Origin of the sequence: Roseivirga sp. E12 (assembly GCF_017592825.1) — a bacterium.
Lineage (GTDB): Bacteria > Bacteroidota > Bacteroidia > Cytophagales > Cyclobacteriaceae > Roseivirga.
In genome coordinates, this window is record NZ_JAGFMD010000001.1 from 853,873 (window position 1) to 870,728 (window position 16,856).

Annotated in this window: 20 protein-coding genes; 17 read left to right on the forward strand and 3 right to left on the reverse strand. The window is 40.8% G+C overall.

All coding sequences use genetic code 11. From position 1 onward, the window contains the following. The first annotated feature begins 79 nt into the window (after positions 1–79). The 7 genes from J4E76_RS03635 (at position 80) to J4E76_RS03665 (ending at position 6,271) form a co-directional block, all read left to right on the forward strand. Complete coding sequence (locus J4E76_RS03635) at positions 80–628, forward strand: hypothetical protein (RefSeq protein ID WP_208501317.1); 549 nt, start codon at positions 80–82, stop codon at positions 626–628. A gap of 85 nt (positions 629–713) precedes the next feature. Continuing rightward, on the forward strand, positions 714–1,700 hold the full coding sequence (locus tag J4E76_RS03640; RefSeq protein WP_208501318.1) for a Gfo/Idh/MocA family protein: 987 nt from the start codon (positions 714–716) through the stop codon (positions 1,698–1,700). Positions 1,701–1,820: 120 nt separating this feature from the next. Next, positions 1,821–2,645 (forward strand): prohibitin family protein, encoded by an 825-nt coding sequence (locus tag J4E76_RS03645; RefSeq protein WP_208501319.1) that lies wholly within the window; start codon positions 1,821–1,823, stop codon positions 2,643–2,645. 100 nt (positions 2,646–2,745) lie between these two features. Beyond that, positions 2,746–4,032, forward strand: a complete 1,287-nt coding sequence (locus J4E76_RS03650) for a citrate synthase (RefSeq protein WP_208501320.1) — start codon at positions 2,746–2,748, stop codon at positions 4,030–4,032. A gap of 102 nt (positions 4,033–4,134) precedes the next feature. Beyond that, positions 4,135–4,545, forward strand: a complete 411-nt coding sequence (locus J4E76_RS03655) for a nuclear transport factor 2 family protein (protein ID WP_208501321.1) — start codon at positions 4,135–4,137, stop codon at positions 4,543–4,545. 57 nt (positions 4,546–4,602) lie between these two features. Further along, positions 4,603–5,544 carry an AraC family transcriptional regulator gene (locus J4E76_RS03660; protein WP_208501323.1) on the forward strand — a complete coding sequence of 314 codons (942 nt, stop codon included), beginning with the start codon at positions 4,603–4,605 and terminating at the stop codon, positions 5,542–5,544. Positions 5,545–5,599: 55 nt separating this feature from the next. After that, a complete protein-coding gene (locus J4E76_RS03665; RefSeq protein WP_208501325.1) occupies positions 5,600–6,271 on the forward strand; it encodes a hypothetical protein in 672 nt (223 codons plus the stop codon). A gap of 135 nt (positions 6,272–6,406) precedes the next feature. On the opposite strand, the gene J4E76_RS03670 is transcribed toward J4E76_RS03665, so the two are convergent. Both J4E76_RS03670 and J4E76_RS03675 read right to left on the reverse strand, forming a co-directional pair. Continuing rightward, the gene (locus J4E76_RS03670) at positions 6,407–7,483 is read right to left on the reverse strand and encodes an o-succinylbenzoate synthase (protein WP_208501327.1); all 1,077 of its coding nucleotides are present in this window, start codon (positions 7,481–7,483) and stop codon (positions 6,407–6,409) included. Beyond that, positions 7,480–8,067: a riboflavin synthase gene (locus J4E76_RS03675; protein ID WP_208501329.1), complete on the reverse strand. Its 588-nt coding sequence runs from the start codon at positions 8,065–8,067 to the stop codon at positions 7,480–7,482. The genes J4E76_RS03670 and J4E76_RS03675 overlap by 4 nt, the downstream gene beginning before the upstream one ends. 328 nt (positions 8,068–8,395) lie before the next feature. Here J4E76_RS03675 and J4E76_RS03680 point away from each other — a divergent pair, with 328 nt between their 5' ends. The 10 genes from J4E76_RS03680 to J4E76_RS03730 all read left to right on the forward strand — a co-directional run bounded on the left by J4E76_RS03680 (position 8,396) and on the right by J4E76_RS03730 (position 15,727). After that, positions 8,396–8,875, forward strand: a complete 480-nt coding sequence (locus tag J4E76_RS03680) for a hypothetical protein (protein WP_208501330.1) — start codon at positions 8,396–8,398, stop codon at positions 8,873–8,875. An 18-nt stretch (positions 8,876–8,893) separates the two neighbouring features. Further along, complete coding sequence (locus J4E76_RS03685) at positions 8,894–9,487, forward strand: DUF4345 domain-containing protein (RefSeq protein ID WP_208501331.1); 594 nt, start codon at positions 8,894–8,896, stop codon at positions 9,485–9,487. A 127-nt stretch (positions 9,488–9,614) separates the two neighbouring features. Beyond that, on the forward strand, positions 9,615–10,073 hold the full coding sequence (locus J4E76_RS03690) for a Crp/Fnr family transcriptional regulator (RefSeq protein WP_208501332.1): 459 nt from the start codon (positions 9,615–9,617) through the stop codon (positions 10,071–10,073). A 72-nt stretch (positions 10,074–10,145) separates the two neighbouring features. Beyond that, a complete protein-coding gene (locus J4E76_RS03695; RefSeq protein WP_208501333.1) occupies positions 10,146–11,006 on the forward strand; it encodes an acyl-CoA thioester hydrolase/BAAT C-terminal domain-containing protein in 861 nt (286 codons plus the stop codon). Positions 11,007–11,150: 144 nt separating this feature from the next. Then, positions 11,151–11,648 (forward strand): thiol peroxidase, encoded by a 498-nt coding sequence (tpx, locus tag J4E76_RS03700; protein ID WP_208501334.1) that lies wholly within the window; start codon positions 11,151–11,153, stop codon positions 11,646–11,648. 192 nt (positions 11,649–11,840) lie between these two features. Beyond that, positions 11,841–12,422 (forward strand): TetR/AcrR family transcriptional regulator, encoded by a 582-nt coding sequence (locus J4E76_RS03705; protein WP_208501335.1) that lies wholly within the window; start codon positions 11,841–11,843, stop codon positions 12,420–12,422. Positions 12,423–12,531: 109 nt separating this feature from the next. Further along, positions 12,532–13,416 (forward strand): hypothetical protein, encoded by an 885-nt coding sequence (locus tag J4E76_RS03710; protein WP_208501336.1) that lies wholly within the window; start codon positions 12,532–12,534, stop codon positions 13,414–13,416. Positions 13,417–13,583: 167 nt separating this feature from the next. Further along, positions 13,584–14,231: a protein-L-isoaspartate(D-aspartate) O-methyltransferase gene (locus J4E76_RS03715; protein WP_208501338.1), complete on the forward strand. Its 648-nt coding sequence runs from the start codon at positions 13,584–13,586 to the stop codon at positions 14,229–14,231. 207 nt (positions 14,232–14,438) lie between these two features. Continuing rightward, positions 14,439–14,963, forward strand: a complete 525-nt coding sequence (locus tag J4E76_RS03725; protein WP_208501340.1) for an acyl-CoA thioesterase — start codon at positions 14,439–14,441, stop codon at positions 14,961–14,963. A 170-nt stretch (positions 14,964–15,133) separates the two neighbouring features. After that, on the forward strand, positions 15,134–15,727 hold the full coding sequence (locus J4E76_RS03730; protein ID WP_208501342.1) for a hypothetical protein: 594 nt from the start codon (positions 15,134–15,136) through the stop codon (positions 15,725–15,727). Between the two features lie 8 nt (positions 15,728–15,735). On the opposite strand, the gene J4E76_RS03735 is transcribed toward J4E76_RS03730, so the two are convergent. Continuing rightward, on the reverse strand, positions 15,736–16,854 hold the full coding sequence (locus J4E76_RS03735) for a TlpA disulfide reductase family protein (RefSeq protein WP_208501344.1): 1,119 nt from the start codon (positions 16,852–16,854) through the stop codon (positions 15,736–15,738). Positions 16,855–16,856: the final 2 nt, after the last annotated feature.

The following is a 16,856-nucleotide window of genomic DNA, read 5'->3' on the forward strand; positions in this document are numbered from 1 at the left end:
GATCCGAAGTTCTCAGTTCCTCGCTAATAATCAAACCAAATCAACAACAGTCTTAAAAAGCATTCTTTATATTAGTCATATGACTAGGTCAAGACCTGTTTTTATTGTCCTTTTTTACATGCTCATAAGCTTAGGACTGAGTGCTCAGATTATGAATGAGGACTATGAAAAAGTAAATACTATCACAAGAGACTCAAGAAATAAAGGAAATCTTTCCTTTAGTTTCTTATGGAGCGAAAAGCATGAAGTACTTATAATAGGCTTTGGCTTTAAACCCTCAAAGTTTGAAGTTTACGATACAAAAACATGGGCCAGAATGTCATTTTTCGAGACAAAGGGCCATATTTCTGAGGACGAATCATTCTTTTCACCCGTAGAGGACAATGTTGTGTACATTAAGAAAAGTCGTGGAAAATCCTTGTTTAAAGTAAATTTTTCTTCCGGTGAGGTGCTAGAAACGACAACGTACAATCAACTCAAATTCGAAGTCCCTATTGCTGAATACAACAATCAGTTTTATGAACTTTTTTGGAGACAAAAAATTCAGGGAGTTAATCAATATCTTTTCTTTGAAAATTATGCCCTCAACATCAAGGACATTGAAATTGATGTTTTTAAGAGGGATTAGGTTTATTCCCAAAACCTATTCATATCAAACTTAGAACATAGAACGATTAATCGTTACTTTTGCGCTCAGTAAAACCTCATCATTTATGCTTAAAATAGGCGTTCTAGGAGCAGGCCATCTCGGCAAAATTCACATTAAGTGTATCAAAGATATTCCTGAATATGAATTGGTTGGTTTTTATGACCCAATCGCTGCTAACGCAAAGGCAGTAGCCGAAGAATTTGGTATCAACAGCTTTGACACCATAGATGCCTTATTACAAGAGGTGGACTTAGTGGATATCGTTACGCCAACACTCTCCCACTTTGACTGCGCAAGTCAAGCTTTAAAAGCCGGGAAACATGTGTTTGTTGAAAAACCTGTAACCAACACCATAGAAGAGGCAGAAGAACTAATCCGCTTATCTACCGAGCATGGTTTAAAAATGCAAGTCGGCCATGTCGAAAGATTCAACCCTGCATTCGTGGCTGCACAAGACTACCTAAAGCAGCCCATGTTTATAGAAACCCATCGCTTGGCACAGTTTAACCCTCGTGGTCTTGATGTTCCTGTAGTATTGGACTTAATGATCCATGACATTGATGTTATTCTGAAAGCTGTAGGCTCTGAAGTTGAGAAGATTTCGGCCAGTGGCGTGAATGTAGTGGCCGATACGCCTGACATCGCCAATGCCAGACTTGAATTTGCCAACGGCTGCGTTGCCAACCTGACTACAAGCCGTATAGCTGTAAAAAACATGCGTAAATCACGTTTCTTCCAAAAGGATGCTTATGTGGCCGTAGACTTTCTAGAAAAGAAATCTGAGATCGTGCGCATGCAAGAAGCCACAGGTGATGAAGGACCATTCTCAATGGTATTGGATTTAGGAGAAGGAAAAGGCAAAAAAGAAATCATTTTCGAAAACCCGAAAGTACATCCTACCAATGCCATACGTGAGGAGCTTTTCACCTTCCACCAAGCTATTGTAAATGATACTGAGCCTATTGTCACCATCCAGGATGGATATAAGGCATTGAAAGTAGCACATGAAATATTAGATGAAATTCAAAAAAACCTGATGAAAATCGGTTGATATCCTCCCCTTGGGGAGGTGTCTAAAAGACGGAGGGGGACCCCTTTTAGGCTAACTATTTATACCCTCATTGACCCCACTCCTTTTAGGAGTTAAATTTGAAACTAAAACCCTATTAATATGGACAACAGAAAATTATTACCCATAGTCGTGATTTCTACAATCGCCTTGATTGTGGTAGTCGGCTTGTCGTCAAGCATCTTTTATACTATTCAGTCTAACGAACGCGCTGTAATCTTTAAGAAATTCTCAGGTGGCTTGGACAAAGAGGATATCAAACAACCAGGTTTTCATTTGAAGGCTCCATGGAATGATCTTTACGTTTATGACGTATCTGAAAACCAGGCGGAAGAAACCATGGATGTTCTAGAAAAAAATGGTCTTTCAATCCAGGTTGACATCTCTGTACGTTTCCACCCGATGTATGAAAAAATCGGTGAAATTCACGAAACATTTACCAGAGACTATGTCAATCGCTTAGTAGTTCCGGAAGTGAGATCTACGGTAAGACAAGTGATGGGTAGGTTTACAGCAGAGGAAATCTACTCTACCAAACGTTCAGAAGTCGAACAAGCAATTATCTCTGAAACTGGCGATGTACTCGGCAATGAGAACAATAACATTCAGATGAAGGCGCTTCTGATCAGGTCGATCAACTTACCAGAGAAAATCAAAACGGCCATTGAAAGCAAGCTTCAACAAGAGCAAGAGGCGCTTGCTTACAGGTTTCGTCTAGACAGAGAAAAAAGTGAGGCAGAAAGAAAACGTATTGCTGCTGAGGGAGAGTCAAATGCCAACAAAATCATTAACAACAGTTTAACACCTGCTTTATTGAAAATGAGAGGTATTGAAGCCACGCTTAAACTGGCAGAATCCACCAATTCCAAGGTGGTTATCATTGGTCAGGGCAAAGACGGATTGCCGTTAATTTTGGGCAATAATTAAAAAGTATCGACACTTCGGGAACAAGTATTTTATTTCCGTGTTTAATACTATAAATTCGCTCGCGAAATAGGAGCACAATTACGAAACACAAATTTAGACGATGTCAAACACTGCAGAGATTAAAGTTGGCGGACAATCATACGAACTACCTGTCATTGAAGGTTCTGAACAAGAACAGGCAATAGACATTTCAGCGCTTAGAGGCCAGAGTGGTGTCATCACCATTGACCCGGGTTTTAAAAACACAGGTTCTACTACAAGTGCTATCACTTTCTTAGATGGTGAAAAAGGTATTTTGAGGTATAGAGGCTACTCAATTGAGGACTTAGCCGAAAAGTCAAACTTCTTAGAGGTTTCTTTCTTGCTGATTTATGGTCATTTACCATCTAATGAGGAGTACACTAGATTTGTGGATAGTATTACCAAGCACACCCTTGTTCACGAAGATGTCAAAAAGATTCTAGAAGGATTCCCTTCTACTGCTCACCCAATGGGTGTTCTTTCTTCTTTGGTTTGTGCTCAAACGGCTTTCTATCCTGAATCACTTGACCCAAATAGATCGGCTGACGAAGTGGATATGAGTATCATTCGCTTGATAGCGAAGATGCCAACATTCGCGGCATGGTCTTATAAAAACCAAATTGGCCAACCAGTTAATTACCCAGATAACAAGCAGAATTATACGGCTAACTTCTTGAAAATGATGTTTGCCAACCCTGCTGAAGCTTACGAAGTGGATCCGGTTGTCGCAAATGCACTTGATAAACTGTTGATTCTTCATGCAGATCATGAGCAAAACTGTTCAACAGCTACTGTTAGAGTTGTAGGATCATCTCATGCAAGTATGTATGCTTCAATTTCAGCTGGGATCAATGCGCTTTGGGGACCTCTTCATGGAGGTGCTAACCAAGCGGTTATTGAAATGTTGGAAAACATCAAGAAAGACGGTGGAGATACTAAAAAGTGGATGGCTAAAGCCAAAGACAAAAATGATCCTTTCCGTTTAATGGGCTTTGGACACAGAGTGTACAAGAACTTTGACCCAAGAGCAAAGATCATTAAGAAAGCTGCTGATGATGTATTGGAGAAACTCGGAGTTAAAGATCCAGTACTCGACATTGCTAAAGGTTTAGAAGAAGAAGCATTGAGAGATCCTTACTTTGTAGAAAGAAAACTATACCCGAATGTTGACTTCTACTCAGGCATTATCTACCGTGCTTTAGGTATTCCTACTGATATGTTCACCGTAATGTTTGCCATGGGTAGACTTCCAGGCTGGATCGCTCAGTGGAAAGAAATGAGAGAAAATAAGGAACCTATCGGACGACCAAGACAAGTATATACTGGCGCAAACGAAAGGTCTTACGTTGGTATGGACGAAAGATAAGATATCAGCTTAATCATATATTAAGAGGTGCCTAGTGCACCTTTTTTTATGCGCAAACGAATTATTTGTCACCCCTTTCTGTTGCATTAAAAACGAAATAAAATGGAACAGAAATTCCCCTTACCACCCTTCTCTTTAGAAACTGCCAAGCAAAAAATTCAAGCTGCCGAAGATGGCTGGAACTCCAAAGACCCAATGAAAGTATCGATGGCCTACACGGAAGATACTGAATGGCGCAACAGAGATCAATTTGTCAACGGTAGAAAAGAAGTGCAAGAGTTCCTTGCCGACAAATGGGACAAAGAACTAGATTACAAGCTAAAGAAGTCTTATTGGGCGCACACGGATAACCGAATAGCCGTTCGTTTCGAATATGAATACCACAATGCTGAGGGCCAATGGTTCAGAGCCTATGGCAATGAAAATTGGGAGTTTGACGAAAATGGTTTGATGGCAAAAAGATATGCAAGTATTAATGACTTGGCCATTGACGAATCTGATAGAAGATTATAGTGGCAATTGACCTACTTTTTTACTCCGATTCCGTAAATTATATGGAGTTGCAGAGGTATGAGATTAACTCAATTTCCAGATATAAATTGGCTTAGAGATCAAGCCAAAAATGACTTCCAAAATGGAAGAGATGTCAACAATCAGCCAATCACCCAACAAGGTTGGCCGAGCGTTGTACTCAACACAACTTCTTTTGGTGCAGAACGGAATGGCATAAAGGGGCCCTTCAGCCTATTTCTAAACCTTAAAGGCAACAGCATTGTCAAAGCCAATGGCAGATCGGTTGCGCTGACAACAAACAATGCATGCCTAGTGAATAAAGGTGACTTCTATGATTTGATAATCCCTGAAGGAAACCGTACGGACACATTCAATATCCACTTTGGAGAAAACCTTTACAATGAAGTAGTAAAGGAGAAATGCAGCATTACTCAAAACCTGTTGGACGACCCTTTCGAACAAAAGAATTTGGTCAATGCGCATACAAAATCCATTTGGAAGAGTGATTGCATCAACGAACGAATAGGCTTGTTAAAACAGTTCTATACCTCCCAACTAAGTCATGAAGACCTTGAATATGAACTCCTGGCCGGAACACTTTCGGCAGTACTAGACATCCAGTCTGAGGATTCTCTATCCCAGCATAATCTCAGCGTAACCAAACGCTCAACAAAACAAGAACTTATCCAACGAATCAGCCTGTCTATCGATTATATACATGCCCATTTCGCAGAGAGTATCAGTCTGGATAAACTCTCCAGCATAGCCTGTCTATCAAAATATCATTACCTACGCTCCTTCAAGGCACTATACAACTGCACTCCGCAACAAATGATTTCTAGTTATAGATTTCAGAAGGCCACTGATATTTTGAGTCGAACCTCCCACTCTATTTCAGAAGTTGGGATAATGGTGGGCTTTAGTGAGTTACCTGCCTTCACAAGGTTTTTCACTAAAAACGCTGGCATCTCCCCAAAACGATTCCGTAGAGTGAATTAGCAATTTGGGTTAAATTTATAGACCACACGGTCTTTACTTTTAAGAAAAAAAAGAGATGGTACAATTCGGTTTTTACGCCCTTACTGCGATCATGTTGGCAGTCGTTTTCTATATGCTCAAGAATGCTGTTCGCCCTGCAGCCATAAGAAAAAATGCGGCAATCATTTTAACGCTTTGGGTAGGCTATGTGGTTTTAATGAGTTTCACAGGTATTTTGGACAGCCTTTCAATGCCACCAAAAGCCCCTGTCTTTATTATCATTCCTGCCTTTATCATTGTATTTATAACCACATCCAGAAAGGCCTTCAAAAGTGTCATTGATGGTACACCTAAACACTTTCCAGTCTTTATCCAATCCTTCAGAATCATTGTAGAACTTTTGATCTACGGGGCTTTTGTAGATGGTTTCTTCCCTCAGAGAGTAACCTTCGAAGGACTGAACTACGATATCTTGATGGGTATAATAGCACTTCCAATGGGCTTCTTAATCGTAAAGGGTATAGCAAAAAGACAAGCCATATTAGTCTATAATATTCTTGGCTTGGCCGTCTTGAGTTTAACAGGCTATGCTTTTATTTCCTCCTTCTACTTTTCTGACTTTGTAAATGCTGGAGGCGAGATTGCACTAGTGAAGGTCCCCTTCATTCTTTTGCCGGGTGTGTTGTTACCTTTTGCGATTTTCTATCACATTGTTTCGATAAAACAGAATCTGAGTTCAGGAAAATAGATTCCGAACATTAATGTTCATTCAATTGAGTCTGGCTCTGTTAGGCTGAATATTTAATAGAGTAGATTCTGAAACGAGCCTGCCTGTCGGCAGATAGGTTCAGAATGACGCACAAAGATAGCTTTGAGCCTGCAATTAGACCGACTCCCAAGGCTTAGGTGAATTGTAAAACAGCTCTCCCCTTCTAATTGCTAAAGGAGAATCGATGTTGTTATGATATAATTGACCTGTTCCAAGCCCCTGAGGTAAACTAGACTTGTACTGCGATGTGAACTGAGCGATGGCATTCAAACCCACATTTGACTCCAGCATAGAGGTCATCCACCAGCCAATATTCAGGCGTTGAGCAATCTCTGTCCATTCTTCACAAGCCCTTATACCCCCAACCAAGGAGGGTTTTAGTATGATGTATTGAGGTTTAATAGAATTTAGAAGTTCTTCTTTTGCTTTGTATTCATGTATGCCAATCAACTCTTCATCTAAGGCGATAGGTAGAATGCCTGAAGCACATAAAGCTCTCATTGCTTCGTGCTGGTCTTTCTTGATGGGTTGTTCTATGGAATGGAGCTCAAGTGCTGCAAGCTGTAGCAGTTTGTCTTCAGCGTCCTCTGGAGTAAAGGCACCATTAGCATCAACTCTTAAGGTGATATCACTTGGAGAGTACTCTCTACGAATACTTTCGAGTAAGGCGAGTTCCTGCTCAAAGTTGATGGCCCCTACCTTCATTTTGATCGTATTGAAACCCGCCTTGAGTTTCTCACCAATTTGTTGCCGCATAAAGTCTTCGTCACCCATCCAGATCAAACCGTTGATCGGCATGCGATAACTTCCTTGGTAGAACTCAGTATCGAAAAGCTTTCTTAGACCTCCGTTAAGCAAGTCCAGCAAAGCTGTCTCTATACCAAAGCGAATAGAGGGCAAATGAGGTGGGACTTCTTGTGAAACTGTTGTCAGAATTTCTTTAGGGTTTTCAGGAAAATCTATGATTTCAATCGACTTTAATCTTTCAACCAAAACAGACTGATAATCAGCGCTATAATCTTCACTTAAACCTTTCAATGGACTGGCCTCTCCCAAACCGTAAACTTGGTCATTTCCTTCTACGAAAGCCTTGATAAACCAAGTCTCCTTCTCGGTAAATGATCCGCGAGATGTACCTGCCTCAAACTTAAACTTTAAAAGATGAGGAATTACCTCGAAGCGCACCCTCATGATTGCCCTAGCAGCCTTTTAACGTACTTTCCAATGATATCAAACTCCAGGTTGACCTTGTCGCCCACTTTCAGTTGATGGAAGTTGGTATGCTCGTAGGTATAGGGAATAATCGCGATTCGGAACTTACCCTCCTCGGAATTAAAGCATGTCAAGCTGGTGCCATTTACACAGACTGAACCTTTCTCAACAGTGACATTGCCCTGAGAAAAATCGTATTCAAAGTCAAAAAGCCAACTTCCGTCCTGCTCTTGGATGTTAGTCACTGTCCCAATTTGATCCACATGCCCCTGAACCACATGCCCATCAAATCGGCCATTAGCGACCATACAGCGCTCTAAGTTCACGATTGTACCAGTAACCCAATCTCCAAGGTTGGTTTTTTGTAGGGTCTCATCAATGGCGGTCACGCGATGTATATCATCTGAAACCTGCACTACCGTAAGGCAAGTACCATTATGTGCAATGCTCTGATCAATCTTCAACTCACTACTGACATCGCTCTTGATATCAAAGTGGTAATTAGTTCCTTCTTTCTCTATGGCTATTACTTTGCCAATTGTTTCGATAATGCCTGTGAACATATGGAGTACTTGTTAATCTTGTGCGAAGATATAACAGATTTCTTTGCCGTAGGTTTGCGGAAGCAGGAAGTTGGGAGTTAGAAGATTGAAGTTGGAAGGTAGAAGTTGGAAGACAAAAGATGGAAGTTATGAGTTTATTTATAGAAAAGATACAGTGTATTATAGGCATTGAGTTACAAGCCATGAGCCACCAGCTACAAGAAAAGATAGCTAACCTTGATGAAAAATAACTATCTCTAGGACTTCCGCAGGCTCAATGATCATCAATGAGACTTGCTTACTTTAGGCATTAAATGAGTAAATTGATCTCAATAAGAACTAACCTTTAATGAAATTACTTTTTACGCTAACCTTCGCCATTTTTATCTGCCAAATCGGATACTCACAGCATGTTTTCACTTCAGAACGATACGGTATCTCCTTCGAGAGTAGCGTACTATTAGAAGCATACGAAACGGAAAGCAGTAATGTGTTGGGTTACGAAAGCAACGACTATGCCGTTGACATTGAAGTTTTTACTTTCGATGAGGAGCCAGCTTCATTGTTAAAAGATGCGAAATTATCTGCTGAAAAAACCGCAGAAATGCTAGGTCTCAAAAGCACTCAAGACGGGGGCTCATTACCAAATATCAAGAATGCTTATTATGTACTCAGCTACGAGATTGCCGAAAATGAGACGAGCCCGGTGTTTGTTGCTTTCATTATAGACGAGAAGCAAAAACTTGTCTTTGAGGTAACAACATACTGCTACAACAAGAACTTAGAAGAGGGTAAACGGATTACTGAGAGCTTCAAACTAACCAAGTAAAGTGCATTAGCAGACAACATGAAAGCCAGGTTCTCCCTTCCTAAAAACCTACATCTAATCATCTCATTGGGCATTGTAGTGCCATTTTCCTTGGTGTATGGCATATCGCCAGCGGAAAACCTATCCCAGTATTTTGACTTCATCGTAGAATCCACAGACCTTAAGAATGTCTTCCGAGCTATAATGGGACTGTATTTGGCCATCTCGACTGTTTGGGTTATTGGGCTAATCAAACCTCACTTTTGGCAAGTAGCTACTGTCTTGCAAATCGTATTTATGCTGGGGCTAGCCGGTGGCAGAGGACTCAGCTTGGTATTAGACGGAATTCCTTCTCAAACCTTTGTTATTGCTACTATACTCGAATTGAGCCTGGGTATTTATGGGCTGCTGCAACTAAAGAAATACGCTCAACCAATATCCTATCGAAGTTTAATGGCAGATCACGGGGGTTATACTTACGAAATACAAGAAGACTTACCTGATATCGGTTGGTACCTTTACCAATACGATGATAGTGGTAATTGCACACATGATACATTACAAGACAACCTAGCTATGGCCATGAAATATGCCGAAGAGGAGTTTGGAGTGTCCTTGTCAACTTGGAAATAACTAATTAGTCGCTATCGAAACGAAAGAAAACATATTCGAGCATTTTGAGAAGTTTATCAAACTATCAGAACCGCTTAAGGCTGAACTCGAAAAGAAACTGAAGCCAGTTGTATTTGAAAAGGGAGAAATGATCCTAAATGCAGACACCGTTTGCACGGAGAGCTACTTTATTAGAAAAGGACTCCTTCGCACATATTTTATCAAGGATGGAAAGGAAATCAGTGAATATTTCTGTGGAATAGACGAATGGGTAAATTCGCCAAGAAGCTTCATTCAACGAAAAAAAGACATCTACTTTATTGATGCTATTGAAAAAACCGAAGCCTATAGCTTAAATGTAAACGACCTTGTTTACCTCTTTGATAACTTTCCAATAATGGAGCGCTACTCGCGCTTGTCTATGGGTAGTTTCTTTGGACACATGATGGAACGTATTACTTCTATTAGGTTTACAACAGCGAAAGAAAAATACGACCATTTCTGTCAGGCTTACAGCCATATTTATCACCGCATTCCCTTAGGCATGGTGGCCTCCTATTTGGGTATTGCTCCCGAGACACTAAGCAGAATTAGAAAGCAGAGGTGATTTTTTGACTTAAGTCAATTTTTAAGACCTAGAGGCTAGCTAGCTTGCCTTCCAATTAAATAAGGAATAATTATGTGGAAAAAAGCGCTCTTAGTTCTATTCGTTTTAATACTTGGCCTTTTCATTTTTTTAGAGTCATATACTCCTCCACTCTCCGACAATTATGGCAAAGTCCAAACGAGATTGTATTTGGGAGAATCTGAAAACCAGCCCTTGATTGTTGGATTTGGAGGCTCAGAAGGAGGCAACGCCTGGGACAGTGATTTCTGGAAACCCACGAGAGACCAGTTCCTCGCCAAGGGATATGCCTTCCTAGCGCTCGGTTATTTTGGAGCGCCAGATATACCGGAAAACCTTGATCGGATTTCATTGGATGCCATACACGAGGCTATCACTACTATTGCCCAAAACCCTAAAATAGATGCTGAAAAGATAGCCATCATGGGGGGCTCTAAGGGCGGTGAGCTAGTTTTAAATCTTGCTAGCTATTTCGATGACATTGACGCAGTAATCGCTTTATCAGCAAGTCATGTAAGCTTTGCTGGACTTACTGCCATGAGCAATACCTCATCATGGATGTTAAAGGATGAAGAAATCCCTTTTGTACCAACACCCTATTCAGCGGTTCCGTCTATAATCTCTGGAGATCATTTAAAAGTTTATGACCTAATTTTATCTAACAAGGATGCCGAAATAGAGGCACAAATTCCTGTCGAAAGAATCAATGGTTCAGTTCTGTTAATGTCAGGAAGCAGAGACGAAGCATGGCCTTCAACCGCGATGTCCAATAAAGTTATTGAACGTTTAAAGCGTAATAACTTTCCGCATCCTTACGATCATATAGTCATTGAAGGAGGTCATACTTCTCCAACAGAGCATTTCGATATGATCTTTGATTTTCTAGAAAAGACATTCCCAATAAATACGAATTAGTGTGGCTTTTAGTGAAAGCCTCCCAAATCCATTTTCGACTCCTTGTCTTAGCTCAAAAATTTAAAAGCTCCATCTGCAAACTTCTCTCTCCAAATTTGAGTTACTTAGACACATTAAAGGAATCAATTAAAACTAAGACGTCAGATGGCAAATATTACACTTGGAGGCACTCCTACTCACACAAACGGAGATCTACCCAATATCGGAAGTGAAGCAAGCAACTTTGCTTTATCGGCAGTAGACTTATCAACTAAAACACTCAGCGATTATAGCGGAAAGAGCATTGTGCTCAATATTTTCCCAAGCGTTGACACAGGTGTATGTGCCACTTCGATACGCACCTTCAACAAAACTGCAGCTGACTTGAACAATACTGTAGTCCTTTGTATCTCAAGAGACCTTCCTTTTGCGCAAAGTAGATTCTGCGGAGCCGAAGGCATTGAGAATGTAGAAATGTTGTCTGACTTTAAGACTGGTCAGTTTGGAAAGGATTATGGTTTAGAGATTATGGATGGCGCCTTCGAAGGATTGCACTCAAGATGCATTGTTGTTATCGACCCTTCTGGAAAAGTGACTTACACCGAACAAGTACCAGAAATTGGTCAAGAGCCTAATTACGATGCGGCACTAGCGAGCCTATAGAATCGCATTATAGAGAGTATTAAAGAGCCAATGGAAATTTATCCATTGGCTCTTTTCTATTTCATCTAGGTCGTAGAACATGCAAGGCCTTCTGTCCAATAGTCATCTAATCTACACCCATCAAGAAAAGATTGAGCAAGTTGTTTGGTTAATAAGAAACATGAAATATATTTGTACTGATCAGTACAGTTTATGAAAAAACACGAAAAGGAACAAGTCATTTCAGTTGGCGAAAAGCTATTCAGGTCCAAGGGTTATCATAACACCGGTACAGAAGACATCCTTAAGGAATCTGAGTATCCCAGAAGCTCATTCTACTATCATTTTAAAAGCAAGGAAGGTTTCGCTATTCAAGTGCTTGAAAATTATGGAGCAAACTCAGAGAAACTGTACAGAGATATATTGATGAATAGCAAGATTGGTAGTCCGGTAGATCGGTTAAAGCATTTTGCACAAATGTTGACAGAAATGTCTGTACAAAAAAAATTCACCTCGGAATGCCTGATCCAGAAACTCTCTATTGAGTGCGCTGGTATAAACGATGGCTTAAGGCAAGTTATTAATAACCAAATGAACAGACTACTGACAGTGGTGAATGAGTGCATCGCTGAGGGACAAAGCTTGAATGAGATCAGGTCGGACATTCCCTCAGAAGAATTAGCCGAATACTATCATAGTCAATTGTATGGAGGATTTATTCTATCCCGTTTACAGCAAAATGGAAAAGTTATGAATAAAGGACTACACATGGCTATCGAAAATATGAGTAAGTAATTTTTTATCAATAATTGAATAGATCAGTACATACAATAAATGAAGAAGAAAACATCAATATCATCAGGTAACAGAAACTTATAAGGTATCCACTTAACCCATACTTAACATGAAAAAAAACATACTATACAGCATGCTCATTACAGGGATCATCTTGCTTAATGGCTGCATGGCTGATATGAGAACAGCATTAATCAAGAATGAAGGAATTACATCAGAAAACGTGGCAAAGGGGAAAGCCATACTCGATTCTGCCTGGAAAAAGCATGGTTTCGAAAACCTAAGCAAGCATAAAACCTATGCTTTCAAAGCTACGGATACATGGCGTGGTTTAATGGGAAGAATGGGCAAGCCATGGCCAGAGGCTGAATCCAATGTTAGCTTCAAATTTGAAGTAGGCACTTTCAATAGTCAGGTTACTTTTCTCGATGGTAAAAGAGAGGGTATCTCAGCGGGTCTGCAAAACTGGAAGTACTACGAGATAGAACCTGGTAAGGGTGCAGAATTTATAGACGTCAATAAGAAGATAAATTTTGCGCTCCCCGCATATCATTACTTTTTTGAAATGGTAGATCGTCTCAAAACGGCATCTATAATTAGCTATGCAGGCGAAAAAGAATTTAGAGGAGAGAAATATGATCTTATAATTTGTACTTGGGGTTCAGCAGAACCACACATGGAAGACGATCAGTATGTTGCATGGATCAATCAAAAGACAGGAATGATGGAATATTCCGAGTACACACTAAGAGATAACTACCTTAAGATACCTGGTTATAAGGCTTTCTATGGAGCCATAGAAATGAAAGACTTTAGAAACATTATGGGGGTAATGGTGCCTCACGAACAAATTGTCTATTTGAATGGAGTAAAAAAGAAGGAGAAAAGGCATGTTCATAAGCTAAGGGTAACAGACTTTAAGTTTGATAGCTTTGACTTGAAAGACCTCTACCCTAACAGTGAGGATCGGGTTAGTGGGGCTAACATCAAATAGACGATCGCCCATAAAAACTGAAAGGAAAGATCTAAAAGGATGTGAAAGAGGCAATGGACAAATTCCATTGCCTCTTTGGCCATAGGACTGACTGCCTAGATGAGTAAACCATTTTCGCACAAAACCTCAGCATTTCTCACATCATAAACTATCTTCGCCTAGCATAAATGGAAGATAGTTACAGACACAAAGGTATGCGTAGACAGTTGGTTAAAACTGTACAAGCGCAGGGTATTACAGACGAACGAGTCCTCGCAGCGATCGGCAAAATCCCACGTCATTTCTTTTTTGAAAACGCCCTAGTGGAACACGCTTACGAGGACAAAGCCTTCCCTATTGGTGCGGGTCAGACGATATCGCAGCCCTACACTGTAGCCTTTCAAAGCCAACTCCTTCAAATTAAACCAGGAGACAAAATCCTTGAGATTGGAACAGGTTCAGGCTATCAGGCCATTGTGCTCCTAGAACTTGGTGCAGAGGTGTATACCATAGAATATCAGAAAACCCTTTACGAGCACACCAAGTCCTTCCTACCCAAAATGGGTTATAAACCCAATTTCTTCTATGGAGACGGCTCTCAAGGTTTGAGTCGTTTTGCACCCTATGACAAGATTATAGTTACAGCTGGCGCTCCCACTGTCCCCAATGCCTTAATCGATCAGCTTAAGGTTGGTGGTTGTCTGGTGATCCCGGTTGGAAATCAGAAAACGCAGCAGATGATGCGCATCACAAAAACGGGCGAAAGCAAAATCAAGAGCGAGGTCTTCAAGGATTTTAAGTTTGTGCCCCTACTCGGTGATGATGGGTGGAAGTAAGGCGTAGTACGTACTGAGTATTGCGTATTGCGTATTGCGTATTGCGTATTGCGAAGTAAAATGGGTATTGACTATATATTGAATAGTATTATATTATTATACATACATATTTATATTTATTCATATAAAATATTTAACTAAGATTCTCACTCCAGAACAAAGATATTATTGCTCCAATCGCTAATTTTGCACTAGACAGAATTTACTATGGCGAAGAAGCAGAAAACTTGCAAGGACTCATGTGTTACCATGACAGAATTGGTGCTCCCTAATGACACCAATACACTCAACAATCTTATGGGTGGTCGTTTGATGCACTGGATGGATGTAGTTTCGGCAATTGCAGCACAAAAGCACTCTAATCGTATTGTAGTTACCGCTTCAGCAGATAACATATCATTCCGTAACCCTATCCAGTTAGGTGATGTAGTGACGCTCGAAGCCAAGGTGACGAGAGCATTCAGTTCTTCTATGGAAGTGTATGTAGAGGTCTATGCGGAAAACATCCCCTCTGGAACGCGTTTCAAGAGCCATAGCGCCTTCTTTACCTTTGTAGCAGTTGATCAAGGTGGTCGCCCTATTGATGTGCCTGAGCTTAAGCCAGAGACTTCTGAAGAGCAAGAACTGTTTGAAGGTGCATTAAGAAGAAGACAGCTAAGGTTAGTTCTCGCCAAGCGCATGAAGCCTGAGGATGCTACTGAGCTTAAAAGTATTTTTGAGACACAGGTATAAAACCACAGGTCATTCTGAGGGAGGCACGACCGAAAGAATCCCCTAATCGCTTCAGGGATTCGTTTTATAATCAGGAGATTGCTTCGCTTCGCTCGCAATGACGAATAGGTCTCGGAATCTTTTCCATTCCAAGTCTGGGTAAATGTCCATTTCAACTTATCTTTGATTATATGAGTGATCAGAACTTCCTAGCCCAGTTTATTGAAGAACCAATTTACCTGATCAAGGAAGATCAAGTGGCCACAACCGAAGATGCAGTAGCCGAAAGCCCTGTTGACACTTCTGAGCCTCCAAAGACTGAAGAAAAGAAGCCAGAGCCCACTCCTATTCAGACTGAAGTTCCAGAACCATTGGTTGCTAAAGAACCTGAACCAGTCTATGTCAAACCTCTTCCGACAGCTGGTGATAATCTCAAACACTGTATTGTCTTGGTAGATTCTGATGAAGAGTTATTGGAAGAGCCTTTAAAAGAATTACTGTACAAGATTATAGGAGCTGTTAAGAGAAAGCCTGAGGATGTATTACTGACCAACTGTCGGAATGCCGGAAAGGATCAAATTGAGGCCTTGTTAGCCAATAACAACCACAAACACATCCTCGCCTTTGGTACAGATGTTCTAACGGAACTCAGCAGTGTTCAAGCTTACGAAATCCACAAACCAAAGTATGTAGCTATGCTTAAGGCTGACTCGCTGACCGAGATTGCTTCAAATGTGGACAAGAAAAAAGCGCTATGGAAAGCGCTTCAAGAGATGTTTTTGTAGACTAAAGTCTATTCAGTCTCTCCGAATATACTCGCAAGCTTATTCTGCAAAGCTCTTCCTCTTAAGTTCTTGCCAATCACTCGTCCCTCTGGATCAAGCAATAGTGCGAAAGGAATTGCATTCACCTTGTAAGTCATAGCAGCTGCAGATTGAAAGTATTTGAGATCTGACACATGTGTCGGCCAAACCAAACCGTCCTTTGCAATTGCATCTACCCATTGGTTTCTTGTTCTGTCTAAGCTTACACTAAAGACCTCGAAGCCCTTGTCATTATACTTGTTGTACATGTTGACCACATTAGGGTTTTCGGCTCTACAAGGCTTACACCAGCCTGCCCAGAAGTCTAACAGTACATATTTACCTCTCAGGTCCTCTAAGCTAGCCGTCTCGCCTGCTGGCGTGGGTAGTGTGATGTTAGGAGCAACCTCTCCCATTGCCACTGCAGGTCTAAAGAATTCAAGGTTTGAGGTAAAGTATTCTACATCCTGAGAATTAGGGATCTCTTTTTGAAGTTTAGTGGCTAATGAATCCAGAAAATTGAATTCATCTGACTTGTTCGGGATGTAATCAGTGATTAACAGCGAAACAAGCGATCCATCGAAGTCCCAAGCCATTTTCTTCAGCTTGTCGATCTTACCCGCCTCAAGGGCTAGACCTTCGGAAGTCAACTCTTCTAAAAGTGCTCCATCGCCCGAATTACGGGCATTGATATACTTTTGATTAAAAGCAGTTACAACTTCTCGATATTCACCTAAATAGTCATAAAGCTGCTCAATGTACTCGGCATCGTCAGAACCAGTAACTTTAATCATGCTGCCGCCCTGTCCTTCAGCCTCAACATTTAAATCTTCTTTGTCCAAAACAATTGTCTCGAACTGTTGTCCATAAACATTGATTCGATAAAATCCGGGGCCATCTATCTTGGTCTCGATTTCGAAATTGCCTTTGTGATCAGAATAGGCCGTAAGTACAGGCGTGATTTGCCCTGTCTCGTAACGTTCCAAAATCACCTCTCCCTGAGGAATTGGGTTTTCAATCTTCCCGGTAATTTTGATCATACCGTCTTTCGAGCTACCGCAAGCACTTACAATTGCTGTGAGTATCAAAAGGCCTAAAAACTTCTTCATTC